This is a genomic window from Halomonas tibetensis (assembly GCF_042643535.1).
Lineage (GTDB): Bacteria > Pseudomonadota > Gammaproteobacteria > Pseudomonadales > Halomonadaceae > Halomonas > Halomonas tibetensis.
Genome location: NZ_JBHRSQ010000004.1, coordinates 37,962 through 54,479, shown reverse-complemented (window position 1 = coordinate 54,479; position 16,518 = coordinate 37,962). Strand labels below are relative to the sequence as shown.

Sequence of the window (16,518 nt, the reverse complement as noted above, 5' to 3'; positions counted from 1 at the left end):
GGTGGCGTTTTCGTTCAGGACGGGTGTGGGTGGGGTGATGAGTCCCCAGCAGGCGGGCCGGCCCTCAGGTTCTGGACTGCAGACGTTCGAGCCCTGGGCTCAACTCGACCGGATAAGCGCTCTCGCCCTCTGCGAGATGCCGTATATCCTCGGGGAAGCGCTCGATGGCATCCGTGACCCGCTCCCGGGCGTCATCGGCCCGTGCCATCTCGTCATCGTCCAGCTTTCCTGCTCGCACCAGGGGACGCAGCAGCGGTTCACCCGAGATGCCCGACTCGTCGCGCAGGGCGATAATGTCGCCGACGTAACGGCCCTGAGCGTCAACCTGACGATAGATCTGCTTGCGGCAGGGGAGGTTGATTTTGCCGGGGGAGTGCTTGACCCGCGGGGTGCCGGCGTACTCCACCAGCTTGTAGGACAGATCGATCACCGGGGCATCCGCCGACACGCCCATCTGAGTGCCGACGCCGAAGGCGTCGATGGGGGCGCCGTCCTCGATCAGTGCCGCGATCTTGTGTTCGTCGAGGCCGCTGCTGGCGACGATGGTGATGTCATCGTGCCCCGCCTCGTCGAGCAGCGCGCGCGCGCCCTTGGCCAGTTCGCCCAGGTCGCCGGAGTCGAGCCTAATGGCCTTTACGCCGAGCTTGGGTTCGTCGCGCATTATCTCGATCACCTTGCGGACCCCTTCCAGGGTGTCGTGGGTATCGACCAGCAGGGTGGTGCCGGGGTAATGACGGGCAAAGGCACGGAAGGCCTCCCGCTCGTCGTCGTGGGCCAGGATATAGCTGTGTGCCATGGTGCCGTTGATCGCCAGGTCGTGTCGTAGGCCCCCGAGGACGTTGCTGGTTCCCGCCAGCCCCGCGGTGCGGTAGGCCCGCACGCCGCGAACCGCGGCGTCCACGCCATGCATGCGACGCATGCCGAAATCCACCACCGGGCGGCCCCGGGCGGCCATGACGAGGCGTACCGCCTTGGAGGCAAGCACCGTCTCCAGCTGCACCAGGTTCATCATCAGGCTCTCGAGCAGCTGGGCATGGGCGATGGGGGCATCCACTTCCAGCAGGGGTTCGTTGGCAAATACGGGTGTGCCCTCGGTAAGGGCCCAGATGTCGCCTTCGAAGCGCCAGTCTCCCAGCCAGTCGAGAAATCCCGGGTCAAACAGGCCGGTGCCGGCGAGGCGGTCTATGGCTTCGTCGCCAAAGCGCAACCGGCTGAGCAGTGCCGCTGCATGCTGCTGACCACAGGCCAGCATGAAGCGGCGGTTCGGAGGCATCTTGCGGAAAAACAGGCTGAAGGTGGCCCGCTCCTGCATGGATTCCTTCCAGTAGGCCTGGGTCATGGTCAACTGGTAGAGGTCGGTGAGCAGGGCCAGTTCGTTATCGTCCACCCGAGGGGAGTTTGTTCCGTTCATGAGCGTACCTCGGCACCGGCATCGCTGAATGCTTGTCGGCACTCGGTCACGGCATCGGAATCCACCGCCGCCGAGAGTCGCTCAAGCAGCAGGGTATCAAAACCTTCCCGACGGGCTTCGAGCACCGTGGCTCTGACGCAGACGTCCAGGGCCAGGCCGCAAACAATGACCCGCTTGATGCCCTTCTCCTTCAGATAGCCGCCGAGACCCGTGCCACCGAAGGCAGAGTAGGCGTCGGCATCGAAGGCGGTGGCTTTGCTGACGCGAATGGCGTCATCGGGAAGGGCGAGGTCGGGATGGAAGGCTGCACCCTCGGTGTCCTGCACACAATGCACCGGCCAGGGGCCACCGCGATGCGTGAAACTCACGTGGTCGACGGGGTGCCAGTCTCGTGTGGCCACCACCAGAGCGCCGGCTGCCTGCGCCGCGTCGATCTCGGCATTGATACCCGGCACCAGGGCGCTGCCTCCCTCCACTGCCAGGGCGCCGCCCTCGCAGAAGTCGTTCTGCATGTCCACGACCAGCAGAGCGTCGTGGGAACCATAATCCACTTGTATTGTCATCACTTACCTCCTTGGAGGCCGAAGACTGTCACGCGGTCAGCGTAAGGCCTGTGCCGGGCTTCGTGTAGGGTCGTGGCGTCGATCAGCTCAATAGCCAGCATCGGGGTCCACGGTCTCAAGAGGCTCGCCTGCTTCAAAGGCGAGCAGAGCTTCGGCTACCTGGTCCATGGCCTCGCCAAGCGGGGTGGGGCCGGCCATATGCGGAGTGATCCACACCCGCGGATGGCGCCATAGCGGGCTTGCCTCGGGCAGCGGCTCCTCGGGAAAGGCATCAAGGATGGCACCGCGCAGGCGCCCCACGCTTCCGGCGTCGTCGCCGGGTCCCAGGGCGGCGAGCAGGGCGGCCTCGTCGATCAGGGTGCCGCGGCCGGGATTGATCAGGCTGGCGCCCTCTGGCAGCCGGGCCAGCGCGCGGGTATCGATGAGTCGGCGGGTCGCGGGGGTATCCGGTAGCAGCAGCACCAGGGTGCGTACCTGGTGGAGCAGCGACTCGAGACCCGCGTCACCATGGTGGCAGTGAATGCCTTCCAGCGTTTTTTTCGAGCGGCTCCAGCCGTGAACCGGAAAGCCATCGGCAGCCACCATGGCGGCGACCTTGGCGCCGATGGCGCCCAGCCCCAGGACCCCTACCGGCCAGTCGGTCTTGTCGACCACTGCATGTTCGCGCCACTGGCGTGCGTGCTGCTGGCGGCGATAGCGGTCGAAATCGCGCTGGAAGTGCAGGATGCCGTAGCGCACATAGTCGCCGATCAGCTCCCCCATTCCCGCGTCCCGTAGCTTCACGATGGGAACCCCTTCGGGAAGCCCGGGATTGTTCAGCAGGGCGTCCACCCCGGCGCCGAGGTTGACGATGCCCTTGAGCGCTGTCGGATCTCGCAGCAGCGCCTCTGATGGCTTCCAGACCGCCAGGTAATCGACATCACGACGCTGCTCGGCGGGCGCAGAACTTGTGATGATCTCCGCCCCGGGCAGGCGTTTGGCCAGGGCGTTACGCCATTGCTCGGCATCATCGATATGTACCAGTACCTTCATGTCTTCTCCTGACTCATGGCGGGTGTCCATCATGGAAGCCATGGACGCGACGGACAAGCATTGCCGCGTCTGCAACGGCTACTGCAGTAAATGCTTGACCGCCTACCGTGGGTTGGCAGTAACCTCCTCCCATAGGCGGGTTATCCCGACTGCTGGTGCGACTTACCGGACTGCGGCCCATCGAGGCACAAGTTCGTGACATTGACCCTGGCCGGCCTTCTCCTCAACGAGAGGGCCGATTTTCTTGATGTTGCTTTGGCGAGTGGCCTAATGACCCAGGTAAACCTTCCCTTTACCCGAGACGAGTACGCCAGCCGGTTGTGGAAGGTGCGTGCCGAGATGGCCAGTCGTGGCATCGACGTGCTGATCATCAGCGACCCCTCCAACATGGCCTGGTTGACCGGCTATGACGGCTGGTCGTTCTACGTGCATCAGTGCGTGCTGCTCGGCCTCGAGGGCGAACCGGTATGGTATGGCCGGCGCATGGATGCCAACGGGGCGCTTCGCACCTGCTGGATCGACCCGGACAACATCACCTACTATCCGGATTACTACGTCCAGAACCCTGACATGCACCCCATGGATTACCTGGCCCAGTCGATCATGCCCGACCGTGGCTGGCACCTGGGCGTGATCGGCATGGAGATGGACAACTACTATTTTTCCGCCAAGGCCTACCAGAGTCTGCTTCGTGAGCTGCCCCATGCTCGCTTCATGGATGCCAACGCGCTGGTCAACTGGTGCCGCGCTATCAAGTCGTCTCAGGAGGTCGAGTACATGCGCGTCGCGGCGAAGATCGTCGAAGGCATGCATTCTCGGATCCTCGAGGTGATTGAACCCGGCCTGCCCAAGAGCAAGCTGGTTTCGGAGATCTACCGGGTGGGCATCGAAGGCTGGCGCGACGAGAATGGTCGGGTGTTCGGCGGTGATTATCCGGCCATCGTGCCCATGCTGCCAACCGGCAAGGACGCCGCGGCTCCCCACCTGACCTGGGACGACACGCCGTTCCGGAAAGGGGAGGGTACCTTCTTCGAGATCGCCGGGGTCTACAAGCGCTACCATGCACCGATGTCGCGCACCGTGTTCCTGGGGCGGCCCCCGGCGGAGTTCATCCGTGCCGAGTCGGCGTTGCTCGAGGGCATCGAGAAGGGGCTGGCCGTGGCCCGGCCCGGCAACCGCACCGCCGATATTGCCATGGCGCTGGGCTCGGCCATGGACAAGTACGGCTTCGACCGCGGCGGCGCTCGCTGCGGCTACCCCATCGGCATCAGCTACCCACCGGACTGGGGCGAGCGCACCATGAGCCTGCGTCCTTCCGACGAGACCATCCTGAAGCCGGGCATGACCTTCCACTTCATGCCGGGCCTGTGGGAAGACGAATGGGGTCTGGAGATCACCGAGAGCATCCTGATCACCGAGACTGGCTGCGAAACCCTGGCCGATTTCCCGCGCCAGCTCTTCGTACGTTGAACCTCTGCCGCTTAAGAACAAGGAGCCCAAGACAATGACCAAGCGTCCCAGCCCCATCTCTGCCACCGTCGACTTCGACGCCGATGGCGTCCAGCACGGTTTTCTCAAGCTACCGATCTCCGTGGATGATTCCGCCTGGGGCGCGGTGATGATTCCCGTCACCGTGGTCAAGAACGGCGACGGGCCCACAGCGCTGCTGACCGGTGGCAACCACGGCGACGAGTACGAGGGCATCACCTCGCTGCTCAAGCTCTCGAGCGCGCTGAAGGCCGAGGACGTCAAGGGCCGGGTGATCATCGTGCCCTGCATGAACACCCCCGCGGTGATGGCCGGCAAGCGCACCTCGGGGCTCGATGGAGGCAACCTCAACCGCAGCTTTCCTGGCGACCCGGACGGCACGGTGACCGAGAAGATCGCCGACTATTTCACCCGGGTAATGGTGCCCATGTGTGACGTGGTGCTCGACCTTCACTCCGGCGGACGCACTCTGGATATCATCCCCTTCGGCGCTTCCCACGTGCTGGAGGACGCCGAGCAGCAGCGCCAGGCCCTGGCGGGCGCCAAGGCTTTCGGTGCGCCCTACGCCATGATGATGTTCGAACTCGACGCCGCGGCTCTGTTTGACACTGCGGTCGAAAGCCAGGGGAAGATCTTCGTGGCCACCGAGCTGGGCGGTGGCGGCACTTCGACACCGGAGAGCATGGCGATCACCGAGCGCGGCGTGCGCAACTTCCTGGTGCACTATGGCCTGATGGGCGGCGAGGTGGAGATGCCCGAAGCGCCCCAGGTGTATCTCGATATGCCCGATGCCAGCTGCTATGTGCAGAGCCAGCATTCCGGCGTGCTGGAGCTGGCTTTTGCGCTGGGCGAGCGGGTGGAGAAGGGCGAAGTGGTGGCCCGGATCTTTGATCCGACGCGTAGCGGCACCCCTCCGGTGGAGTATCATGCTGCCCGCAGCGGGGTTCTGGCCGCCCGTCGTCACCCGGCCCTGGTCAACATGGGCGACACCATCGCGGTGATCGCCGACGTGGTGGACTCGCTGGACTGACCCCTTCACTAGAGAAATCCATGAAGCTCGATCGCTATGACCTGAAAATTCTCGAGATCCTCTCCCGGGACGGGCGCATCACCAAGTCGAAGCTGGGGGAGGCAATCAATCTCTCGGTCAGCCCCTGTTGGGAACGAGTGCGGCGCCTCGAGAAGGCCGGCATCATCGAGGGCTACAGCGCCCGCATCAACTCGGCGGCGCTGGTCAAGCGTACGCCGGTGTGGGTGCAGATCGAGCTCAAGGCCCACAACGCCGAGAGCTTTTCTCGTTTCGAAGCACTGGTCCACGCCACACCCGAAGTCACCGAGTGCGTGGCTGTGGGTGGCGGCGTCGATTATCTGATCAAGGTCGAGGCCGACTCCATCGATGCCTACCAGCGGCTGATCGATACCTGGTTGACCGGCGAGGCCGGCATCGAGCGCTACTTCACTTATATCGTCACCAAGACGGTCAAAAGCCCGGAATCAGGTTTTTCGGGCAACGATCTCGCCACATGATTCTCGCCTTCATATGCGTCCTCAGCGTCTGTGTTGCGCGAGCACAGCGTTGATTGTTTCCAGGGCTGTGTGGCATAAACTATTTCTAAAAGGTGGGTACGAGCTCACCTTGCCGGGCGATCTTTCCGGCATGCTGTAGACGGTGCCGGTCATGTTCGACAGATAATTGACAGCGCCCTCGAGGTTTCGAGATCGCCTGACGCAGAGAGATCAACATGTCTTATTTCACTATTGCCGGTGTGCAGATGCATGCCCTTCACCACGGCGACAATACCGAAGCCATGCGCCATCGGATAGACGTGCTGATGAGCCGCTTCCCTCAGGTACAGATGGTCCTGTTCAGCGAGCTGATGCCCATGGGCGCCTCGCCGCACCATGCGCAGACCATGCCCAGTCACGCCGAGCAGCTGTTCTGTCAGATGGCCGAGCAGCATCGCATCTGGCTGATTCCCGGCTCCATGTTCGAACAGACCGACGAGGGCATATTCAATACCCTGTCGGTGATTAATCCCCACGGCCAGGTCGTGGCTCGGTACCGAAAGATGTTCCCCTTCCTCCCCTATGAGGCGGGTGTGGAGAGCGGCAGTGAATTTGTGGTCTTCGATGTGCCCAACGTGGCGCGTTTCGGGGTGTCGATCTGCTACGACATGTGGTTCCCCGAAACCACCCGCACCCTGGCCGCCATGGGCGCCGAGGTAATCCTGCACCCCACCATGACCGACACTATCGATCGTGACATCGAGCTCTCCATCGCACGGACCAATGCCGCGGTGAACCAGTGCTATTTCTTCGATATCAACGGTGCCGGGGCCATCGGCAACGGGCGTTCCATTGTGGTTGGCCCCTCCGGTGACGTTATCCACCAGGCCGGCACCGGCGAAGAGGTCATGCCCATCGAGATTGACCTCAACCGTGTGCGACGCGAACGCGAAACCGGCCTACGTGGCCTCGGTCAGCCTCTCAAGAGCTTTCGTGATCGCCGCGCCGACTTTTCGGTCTATCGCAGTGAGAACAAATCTTCTCCCTTCCTCGACACTCTCGGGCCTCTGGTCAAGCCGCTGCGCGCCGACGTCGAAGAATATTGATCCGTTTTTCCCCGTCCGGTAAGGAGACCATGATGCTGGAGTCCCTCAAACGCGCCATTTGCCGCTTTTTCGGCCTACGGGACTCCGCAGCGACCCGGCCCGCCGCGAGAGCAGCCGCCCCCTCACCCTCCGCCATCGTTGGAGCGACAACAATGAACAAGATCACCAGCATCGCCGATGTCCGCCGTCACTTTCGAAATAACCAGGAGCCGATCTATTTTATTTCGGCGACCAATTTCAACCTGCTCGGCATCGGTGACTGGGTGGGCAACTTCCGCCACATCAACTACATCAATTGCTTCGACGGCCAGCAGCGCAATGTGTTTGTGCCGAAGGAGAAGTTTCCCCGAGACTTCGAGAGCATCGAGGACATCAATAACTACCTCTTGGAGCACAAGGAGGTCATCGATTTCATCCAGTCTCGGTCCGATGGAGATCACGCGGGAACCGCCGCCTTCCTGATGTTTGACGAGCACACCGAGGAAGTGTGCAAGCAGTTGGGGCTCAAAGTGGCCTTCCCGCCGGCGACGCTGCGACAGCGGATGGACAACAAGATCGAGACGGTGCGCATCGGCAACAAGGCCGGCGTGCCCAGCGTGCCCAACGTGCTGGCCAGAGTGGGTAGCTATCAGGAACTCTGCGAGGTGAGTCAGGAACTCGGCAATGACCTGGTGGTCCAGACCGCTTTCGGCGATTCCGGCCACACCACCTTCTTCATCGCCAGCGAGGACGATTACTACAAGCACGCCGAGGAGATCGAGGCCGAGGCAGAGGTCAAGATCATGAAGCGCATCAACTGCCGCGGCTCGGCTATTGAGGCCTGTGCCACCCGCTGTGGCACCGTGGTCGGCCCGCTCATGACCGAGCTTGTGGGCTTCAAGACGCTGACGCCCTACAAGGGCGGCTGGTGCGGCAACGAGATGTTTGCCGGCGCCTTCACTCAGGAGATCCGCGACAAGGCCCGGGAGTACACCTTCCTGTTCGGCGAGGCACTTCGTGAGGAGGGTTATCGCGGCTACTTCGAGCTCGACTTCCTGATCGACATGGACAACGGCGAGGTCTATCTCGGCGAGCTCAATCCGCGGGTCACCGGCGCCAGTTCGCTGACCAACGTGGCCGCCTTCGCCCACTCCGATATCCCGCTGTTCCTCTTCCACCTGCTGGAGTTTTCCGACGTCGACTTCGATCTCGATATCAACGAGATCAACGAGCGCTGGGCCCACCCCGAGAGCGTCGACAGCTGGAGCCAGCTGGTAATCAAGCACACCGATGAGAGCGTCGACCTGTTGACCGGCGCGCCACAAACCGGTGTGTGGAAGATGAGCGGCGACGGAAGTATTGCCTACGACCACTACAGCTATCATCCCCATGCCGCCGAGAACGACCAGGAGGGCTTCTTCCTGCGTATCAGTGGCGCCGGTGACTTCCGCTACGAGGGGGCCGACCTGGGCATTCTGATCACCCGCGGGCGGTTGATGGATGACGACTTCCAGCTCAACGAGCGAGCCAAGGCCTGGATCGACGGCATTCGCGGTCAGTATGCCGGTCAGTCGCTGCAGGATCCTGTGGTGGAAAAGGTCGCCGTCAGCCATGCCGTTGGCGGCGGCAACTTCAAGATCCTGTGAAGGGGGAGGGCGCCGTTCTCCTGAGGGCGGCGCCTACGGAAATGGACGACAAGACGCTGGTCTTTCGCACCTTGCACGAGGCGACACCGGGCCCCAAGTGGCGTTCGCTGTTTGATGCCCACTGGTCCGCCTACGAGTCGTGGTACCTGGCCGAGGGTGAACGCGAGCGTCCGGGATATCTGGCTTGTCTCAACGCACTGCGTCGGCATATGCCGGAGCTTCTGCCCACCTATCACGCGCTATGTGAGCTGGCGGGTGGAGGCGACCTGGCCTCCCGTTTCCTGAGCCTCTATCAGCCGCCGCCTTACATTACGGGGTGCTCCCAGGCAGTGCTTGCCCGGCCGGGTAGCACCCTGCTGGCGCGCAATTACGACTATCCGCCGGAGCTGTGCGAGGGATCCATTCTCTACACCCGATGGAATGACCGTGGCGTGATCGCCATGTCGGATTGCCTGTGGGGCGTGCTCGACGGCATGAACGACCGCGGGCTCGCGGTGTCGCTTGCCTTCGGGGGGCGCAAGGCGGTGGGTGATGGCTTTGGTGCGCCGGTGATCCTGCGCTATCTGCTGGAGTTCTGCGACAGTGTGCCCGAGGCCGCCGAGGTGCTGGCGCGCGTGCCTACCCACATGGCCTACAACATTACGGTGGCCGATGCCGCTGGACGCTATGTGACGGCGATGATCGGGCCGGATCGCCAGGCGAGCATCCGCCGAGTGCCGGTAGCTACCAACCACCAGAAGCGTATTGAGTGGTACGCGCATGCCCTGGCTTCGGAGACGCTCATCCGCGAACGCCAGCTCTCCATCCTGGTGGACGACGAGGCCACCAGCGAGTCGCGCCTGGAGGCGGCCTTCTCGGCGCCGCCGCTGTTTCGTCACGACTATCGCCGCGGCCTGGGCACCATCTATTCCGCTTTTTATCGCCCCGGAGAGGGTTGCGTTCGCTACCACTGGCCGGGCCTTGATCTGGATCTGAGCTTCGACCACTTCCCAGAGGAGCTGGTCACCGTGCGCTACGGCGTGCAGGAGAGGTTCGGCAGCTGATCGATATCGATTACGACATTCATCATGGAAGGGTATCGCCATGCAAGAGACCAGCCAGACAGAAACGCCCTACACCGCGTTGGGCTTTTATCACAAGATCTCCCAACTGCGTGCCGATACCTGGAACGCACTCAAGCGTGACCTGGGCCAGTTGATCCGCCTCACCGATGATAGCCGAGCCAAGAACCTGGTGAAGGCGATTGACGTCAAGCTGACGCGGCTCGAGATCATAGAGGACTACCACGCGTTCCCCTCAAAGGAGGACTTTCGCCACCTCTGGGCGCTGTTCAACCGCCAGGAGTACCTGCTGCTCGAGAAAGTGGTCAAGCGTCTGGTGCGAGCGCTGATCAGCGAATCCTATCGGCGCCGCCATGTCGACCTCAGCGAGACCGACGCCGATGCCGAGGACATGGAGACCCTGGATGCCCTGGCGCAGCTGCGGCGTGGCCATCCGACCTCCAACAGTTCTGCTCAGCCCTACTTCGAGCTGCTGATCGTCGACAATCTGTCGGCGCCGGAGGAGGAGGTCGTCCGCGAGGCCTTCCACAACATGCGTCGCCCCGAGGATCGCTTCGTCTACGATGTGGTGACAGTGAGAAGCTTCGAGGATGCGCTGATCGCGGTGCTGGTCAATCCCAACATCCAGGCCTGCCTGATCCGCTATGAATTCCCTTACAAGTCGAAGTACAACCTCAGCGCTCTGCGCAACTACCTCGAAGGGATCTCCGAGCAGTCCCTCGAGCACCAGTCCGAGGCCGAGCGAAGCATCCTGCTGAGCAGCATGATCCACGAGCTGCGTCCCGAGATCGACCAGTTCCTGGTCACCAGCGGCGACGTGGAAGCCACGGCCAGTCGTGACATCCGTCACTTCAATCGCATTTTCTATCGCGAGACGGATTATATCGAACAGCATCACACTATCCTGCGCGCCATCGACAATCGCTATCGCACGCCTTTCTTCGACGCGCTGCGCGAATACAGCAAGAAGCCCACCGGGGTCTTCCACGCGATGCCCATCTCGCGTGGCAAATCGATCACCCGCTCCCACTGGGCCGGGCAGATGATCGACTTCTACGGCATCAACATCTTTCTCGCCGAGACCTCGGCCACCTCCGGCGGGCTCGATTCGCTGCTGCAACCCTATGGACCGATCAAGAAGGCCCAGGAGTATGCCGCACGGGCCTTCGGCGCGCGCCAGAGCTTCTTTGTGACCAACGGCACCTCCACCGCCAACAAGATCGTGGTGCAGGCGCTGGTCAAGCCCCGGGATATCGTGCTGATCGATCGCGACTGCCACAAGTCGCATCACTACGGCATGGTGCTGGCCGGGGCTCATGTCAGCTATCTGGACTCCTACCCGCTCCACGACTATTCCATGTACGGTGCGGTGCCGCTCAAGGAGATCAAGAAGACGCTGCTTGGTTACAAGCGTTCTGGCCAGCTGCACAAGGTCAAGATGCTGCTGCTGACCAACTGCACCTTCGACGGCGTGGTCTACAATGTGCGTCGGGTGATGGAGGAGTGTCTGGCGATCAAGCCTGACCTGGTGTTCCTCTGGGACGAGGCGTGGTTCGCCTTCGCCGGTTTCAACCCCACCTACCGACCGCGCACCGCCATGCATGCCGCTCGCACCTTGCGCGACCGCTATCGCAGTGCGTCTTATCACGAGGAGTACGCTGCGTGGAAGGCGGAGTTCGACGCCTTGGATCCCGACGATGATGCGACCTGGCTCGATAGACCCCTGATGCCGGATCCCGAACAGGTCCGCATTCGCGCCTACGCCACCCACTCCACCCACAAGACCCTGACCTCCCTGCGTCAGGGCTCGATGATCCACGTCTGGGATCAGGACTATCGCCAGAAGGTTGAAGCGCCGTTCCACGAAGCCTACATGACGCATACCTCGACCTCGCCCAACTACCAGATCATCGCGTCGTTGGACGTGGGCCGTATGCAGGCCGAGATGGAAGGCTTCGAGCTGGTGCACGCCCAGGTGGAAGCGGCGCTGTCACTGCGCGAGCAGCTCTACACCCATCCGCTGCTGCAGAAGTACTTCCGCGTGCTGATCAACAAGGACCTGGTGCCGCTGGAGTACCGGCAGTCCGGGGTCGATACCTTCTATGACCCGGTCACCGGCTGGAACAAGATGGAGGAGGCCTGGGCCAACGATGAGTTCGTCGTCGACCCGAGCCGTATCACCATCGCCATCGGCGCCACGGGCATCGACGGGGATACCTTCAAGAACGAATACCTGATGAACAAGTACGGTATTCAGATCAACAAGACCTCGCGCAACACCGTGCTCTTCATGACCAATATCGGCACCACCCGGGGCTCCATCGCCTATCTGCTTGACGTGTTGATCAAGCTGGCCAAGGAGTTCGAGTATCGCTGGGAGGAGAGCAGCCGTCCGGAGCGCAAGATCATCGAGAATCGTGTCCACTCGCTGACCAAGGAACTGCCGCCGCTGCCGGATTTCAGCCGCTTCCACTCGGCCTTCCGCCCCAATCCCGACGGCATTACCCCGGAAGGAGATATCCGGTGCGCCTACTTCCTCAGCTATGACGAGGAGAACACCGAGTATCTGCGCTTCGATAACGGCGAGCTGCAGGCCGAGATGCGCGCCGGTCGTGACGTGGTCTCAGCGAGCTTCGTAATCCCCTATCCGCCCGGCTTCCCGGTGCTGGTGCCGGGGCAGGTCGTCAGCGAGGAGATTCTCTACTTCCTGCAGGCTCTGGATGTCACCGAGATCCATGGCTATCGTCCGGAACTCGGCCTGCTGGTGTTCACCGAAGCCGCACTGGCCAATCCCGGTGCGGGCTGACTGGTCGCATGGAAAATCTTCCTGTCAGGCGGCGGCGAACAAAAAAAAGCGCATCCGCTAAGGCGGCTAACGAAAAGTAACCGCCATCCATCTCCCTTAACATGAACCCATCGAGCCGCACTGGAGGAATTCCTTCAGGCGGCTCGACCGTTTCATCGCCGTCGGCCTCCAATGCCAACTCGGCCGGCGCGTCAGGGAGATACCGCATGAACCTATCCAGCAAGCTCAGCGATCCGCGCCTGTTCCGCCAGCACGCCTATGTCGATGGCAAGTGGACCCACGGCGAGGGGGGCCGCGAAGAGGCCGTGTTCGATCCGGCCACCGGCGATGCCCTCGGGTACATCCCCTGGCTCGAGCCCCACCAGATCCGCGCCGCCGTGGACGCCGCCGATGCCGCCTTCGTGCACTGGCGCGCGCTGCGCGCCGATGAGCGCTGCGAGCGCCTGCTGGCCTGGTACGATCTGCTCCAGGCCAACCGCGAGGACCTGGCCATCCTCATGACTCTGGAGCAGGGCAAGCCGCTGCCGGACGCCCGCGGTGAGGTGGAGTACGGCGCCAGCTTCGTGCGCTGGTTCGCCGAGGAGGGCAAGCGTACCTTCGGCGAAACCATTCCCAGCCACATCCCCAACGCCGCCCTGGGCACCCTCAAGGAGCCGGTGGGTATCGCTGCGCTGATCACGCCCTGGAACTTCCCGCTGGCGATGATCACCCGCAAGGCCGCCGCTGCCATGGCCGCCGGCTGCCCGGTGATCGTCAAGCCGGCCGGCGAGACGCCGTTCTCGGCGCTGGCCCTGGCCGAGCTGGCCGAGCGCGCCGGTATTCCGGCCGGCGTGTTCAACGTGGTGCTGGGCGAGCCCGCCGAGGTCTCGCAGCTGCTGTGTGCCGAGCCCCGCGTCAAGGCGCTCTCCTTCACCGGCTCCACCCGGGTCGGTCGCCTGCTGCTGGAGCAGTGCGCCAACACCGTCAAGCGGGTGTCGCTGGAGCTGGGTGGCGACGCGCCCTTCATCGTCGGCCCCGACATGGACCCCAAGGAGGCAGCCTTCGCCGCGGTGTCGGCCAAGTTCCAGACCTCCGGACAGGACTGCCTGGCGGCGGACCGTATCCTGGTCCACGAGTCGATCCATGACGAGTTCGTCGAGCACTTCGCCGAGCGCATGGCGGCGCTCACCGTGGGCAACGGCATGGAGAGCGAGGTCGACATGGGGCCGCTGATTCACGCCCAGGCGGTGGGCAAGGCTGCGGGCATCGTGGACGACGCCATCTCCAAGGGTGCGACCCTGGTGGCCGGCGACCAGAGCCAGGCGCCGGGCGAGAACTTCTTCATGCCTGTGCTGTTGACCGGGCTGACCCGCGACATGCGGCTGTGGCAGGAGGAGAGCTTCGCTCCCATCGCCGGTGTCATGGCCTATGCCGATGATGACGAGGCGATTGCCCTGGCCAACGACACCGAGTACGGTCTCGCCGCCTATGTCTATACCCACGATATCCGGCGCATCTGGAAACTGCTTCGGGCCCTGGAGTTTGGCATGGTGTCGGTCAATTCGGTGAAGATGACCGGCCCGCCGGTACCCTTCGGCGGTGTCAAGCAGTCGGGTCTGGGCCGCGAGGGCGGCATCACCGGAATCGATGAGTTCCTCGAGACCAAATACTACTGTCTCGGTGCCCTGGGTTCCGTATCGGGGAGCTGAGCAACAACCATTACCTATCATCCCAACCGATGGCCCTCCCCGGCAGGACGCCGGGGAGCCCCTCAAGAAGAGAAAACACGATGAGCCAGCAGCACCAGGACCTGATCGACCGCGACCGCAAGGTGACCTTTCACGCCTCCAGCCATCTGCGTGACTTCGCCCATGGCGATGCGCCGGGTCGCGTGATCACCGGTGGCAAGGGCATCCATATCCGCGACAAGGATGGCCGTGAGTTCATCGACGCCTTCGCCGGCCTCTACTGCGTCAACATCGGCTATGGGCGCACCGAGGTGGCCGAGGCCATCTACCAGCAGGCCCTGGAGCTCTCCTACTACCACACCTACGTGGGCCACTCCAACGAGCCGCAGATTGCGCTCTCAGAGAAGATCATCGAGCTCGCCGGCCCCGGCATGTCCAAGGTCTACTACGGCATGTCAGGGTCCGACGCGAACGAGACCCAGCTCAAGATCGTTCGCTACTACAACAACGTGCTGGGTCGCCCCCAGAAGAAGAAGGTGATCTCCCGGCTGCGCGGCTACCATGGCTCGGGCCTGGCCACCGGCTCCCTGACCGGCCTCAAGGCGTTCCACGACCAGTTCGACCTGCCCATGGCCGGCATCCTGCACACCGAGGCGCCCTACTACTACCACCGCGCCGCCGAGCAGGAGGGGATGACCGAGCGAGAGTTCTCCGCCCACTGTGCCCGCAAGCTCGAAGAGATGATCCTGGCCGAGGGGCCGGAGACCGTGGCCGCCTTCATTGGCGAGCCGGTGCTGGGTACCGGAGGCATCGTGCCGCCGCCCGAGGGCTACTGGGAGGCGATCCAGTCGGTGCTGGCCAAGTACGATGTGCTGTTGATCGCCGATGAGGTCGTCTGCGGTTTCGGGCGCATCGGTGCCGACTTCGGCAGCCATTTCTATGGTATCAAGCCCGACCTGATCACCGTGGCCAAGGGCCTGACCAGCGCCTATCAGCCGCTCTCCGGCGTCATCGTCGGAGATCGCGTCTGGACGGTGCTGGAGCAGGGTACCGGCCAGTACGGACCCATCGGCCACGGCTGGACCTACTCCGGTCATGCCCTGGGCTGCGCCGCGGCGCTGGCCAACCTGGCGATCATCGAGCGCGAGGGCCTCACTGCCAACGCCGCCGAGACCGGTGGTTACCTGCAGCAAGCCATGGCCACCGCCTTCGGCGATCATCCCATCGTCGGCAACGTGCGCGGTGTGGGCATGCTGGCGGCGCTCGAGTTCTCCGTCCACCCCGAGGCCCGCAAGCACTTCGACCCGGCACTCAAGGTCGGTCCGCGCATTGCTGCCGCCGCGCTGGAGGAGAATCTGATCGCCCGCGCCATGCCCCAGGGCGATATCCTCGGCTTCGCGCCGCCGCTGATCGCCACCCGCGACGAGATCGACGAGATCGTCACCCGCGCCCGCCGAGCGGTGGACAGGGTCACCGACGAACTGGTGCGCGAGGGCGTTGTCCAGGCCGTGCGCGCCTGACACGTAATCGTCGGTACCCCACCAAGGAGAGCGACGATGGCAACGGTATTGGCCTTCGATGTCTACGGCACCCTGATCGACACCCACGGCGTGGTCACCGAGCTGGAAGAGCGGCTCACCGCCAGCGGCAAGAAAGCGCTGGCTGCGGAGTTCTCGCGGCGCTGGCGCGACAAGCAGCTGGAGTACAGCTTTCGACGCGGCCTGATGGGCGCCTACGTGCCCTTCGGACAGTGCACCCGGGAGGCGCTTGAGTTCACCGACCGTGCCCTGCAGACGCGTCTCGCCGACGTTGACAAGGAGCACCTGATGGCCGTCTACGCGCGGCTGCCGGCCTTTGCGGAGACGGCCAGCGCCCTGGAGCGTCTGACCCGGGCCGGGTTGCGCTGCGTGGCCTTCTCCAACGGCACTCGGGAGGCGGTGGAGGGGCTGCTCACGCAAGCCGGCATTCGGGAGCACTTCGACGACGTGGTCAGCGTCGACGAGATCAAGCGTTTCAAGCCCGACCCGGCGGTCTATGCGCATCTGCGCAACCGTCTCGAAGTGGCGCCAGGAGATACCTGGCTGATCTCCAGCAACCCGTTCGATGTGATCGGGGCGCGGCACGCGGGACTGCATGCCGCCTGGGTGAGGCGCAGCCTGGATGCCCCCTTCGACCCCTGGGGTGTCGAGCCCGATATGACCGTCACCGATCTCGACGCCCTGGCCGAGCGGTTGGAATAGTGCCGGGGGCCTG

General features: G+C 63.5%; 13 protein-coding genes. 10 read left to right on the top strand and 3 right to left on the bottom strand.

The genetic code is table 11. The features are described 5' to 3' along the window. Positions 1-64: 64 nt before the first annotated feature. From ACFODV_RS00440 to ACFODV_RS00430, 3 genes are all read right to left on the bottom strand, one after another. Complete coding sequence (locus ACFODV_RS00440) at positions 65-1,411, bottom strand: nicotinate phosphoribosyltransferase (RefSeq protein ID WP_379752974.1); 1,347 nt, start codon at positions 1,409-1,411, stop codon at positions 65-67. After that, the gene (locus ACFODV_RS00435) at positions 1,408-1,974 is read right to left on the bottom strand and encodes a nicotinamidase (protein ID WP_379752971.1); all 567 of its coding nucleotides are present in this window, start codon (positions 1,972-1,974) and stop codon (positions 1,408-1,410) included. The genes ACFODV_RS00440 and ACFODV_RS00435 overlap by 4 nt, the downstream gene beginning before the upstream one ends. A gap of 87 nt (positions 1,975-2,061) precedes the next feature. After that, on the bottom strand, positions 2,062-3,006 hold the full coding sequence (locus ACFODV_RS00430; RefSeq protein ID WP_379752968.1) for a 2-hydroxyacid dehydrogenase: 945 nt from the start codon (positions 3,004-3,006) through the stop codon (positions 2,062-2,064). A 270-nt stretch (positions 3,007-3,276) separates the two neighbouring features. On the opposite strand from ACFODV_RS00430, the gene doeA reads away from it, so the two are divergent. The 10 genes from doeA to ACFODV_RS00380 all read left to right on the top strand — a co-directional run bounded on the left by doeA (position 3,277) and on the right by ACFODV_RS00380 (position 16,505). Then, on the top strand, positions 3,277-4,476 hold the full coding sequence (gene doeA / locus ACFODV_RS00425; protein ID WP_379752965.1) for an ectoine hydrolase DoeA: 1,200 nt from the start codon (positions 3,277-3,279) through the stop codon (positions 4,474-4,476). Between the two features lie 34 nt (positions 4,477-4,510). After that, positions 4,511-5,524 (top strand): N(2)-acetyl-L-2,4-diaminobutanoate deacetylase DoeB, encoded by a 1,014-nt coding sequence (gene doeB, locus ACFODV_RS00420; protein ID WP_379752962.1) that lies wholly within the window; start codon positions 4,511-4,513, stop codon positions 5,522-5,524. A 20-nt stretch (positions 5,525-5,544) separates the two neighbouring features. Further along, complete coding sequence (locus tag ACFODV_RS00415) at positions 5,545-6,021, top strand: Lrp/AsnC family transcriptional regulator (protein WP_379752959.1); 477 nt, start codon at positions 5,545-5,547, stop codon at positions 6,019-6,021. Positions 6,022-6,236: 215 nt separating this feature from the next. Then, positions 6,237-7,106, top strand: coding sequence for a carbon-nitrogen hydrolase family protein (locus ACFODV_RS00410; RefSeq protein ID WP_379752956.1), 870 nt, complete (start codon positions 6,237-6,239; stop codon positions 7,104-7,106). A gap of 152 nt (positions 7,107-7,258) precedes the next feature. Beyond that, on the top strand, positions 7,259-8,731 hold the full coding sequence (locus ACFODV_RS00405; protein WP_379752953.1) for a biotin carboxylase: 1,473 nt from the start codon (positions 7,259-7,261) through the stop codon (positions 8,729-8,731). 41 nt (positions 8,732-8,772) lie between these two features. Beyond that, positions 8,773-9,774: a C45 family autoproteolytic acyltransferase/hydolase gene (locus ACFODV_RS00400; protein ID WP_379752950.1), complete on the top strand. Its 1,002-nt coding sequence runs from the start codon at positions 8,773-8,775 to the stop codon at positions 9,772-9,774. 40 nt (positions 9,775-9,814) lie between these two features. Further along, complete coding sequence (locus tag ACFODV_RS00395) at positions 9,815-12,598, top strand: aminotransferase class I/II-fold pyridoxal phosphate-dependent enzyme (protein WP_379752947.1); 2,784 nt, start codon at positions 9,815-9,817, stop codon at positions 12,596-12,598. A gap of 206 nt (positions 12,599-12,804) precedes the next feature. Then, the gene (locus ACFODV_RS00390) at positions 12,805-14,286 is read left to right on the top strand and encodes an NAD-dependent succinate-semialdehyde dehydrogenase (RefSeq protein ID WP_379752944.1); all 1,482 of its coding nucleotides are present in this window, start codon (positions 12,805-12,807) and stop codon (positions 14,284-14,286) included. A gap of 80 nt (positions 14,287-14,366) precedes the next feature. Next, complete coding sequence (locus tag ACFODV_RS00385) at positions 14,367-15,785, top strand: aminotransferase (RefSeq protein WP_379752941.1); 1,419 nt, start codon at positions 14,367-14,369, stop codon at positions 15,783-15,785. A gap of 36 nt (positions 15,786-15,821) precedes the next feature. After that, a complete protein-coding gene (locus tag ACFODV_RS00380) occupies positions 15,822-16,505 on the top strand; it encodes a haloacid dehalogenase type II (RefSeq protein ID WP_379752938.1) in 684 nt (227 codons plus the stop codon). Positions 16,506-16,518 lie beyond the last annotated feature (13 nt).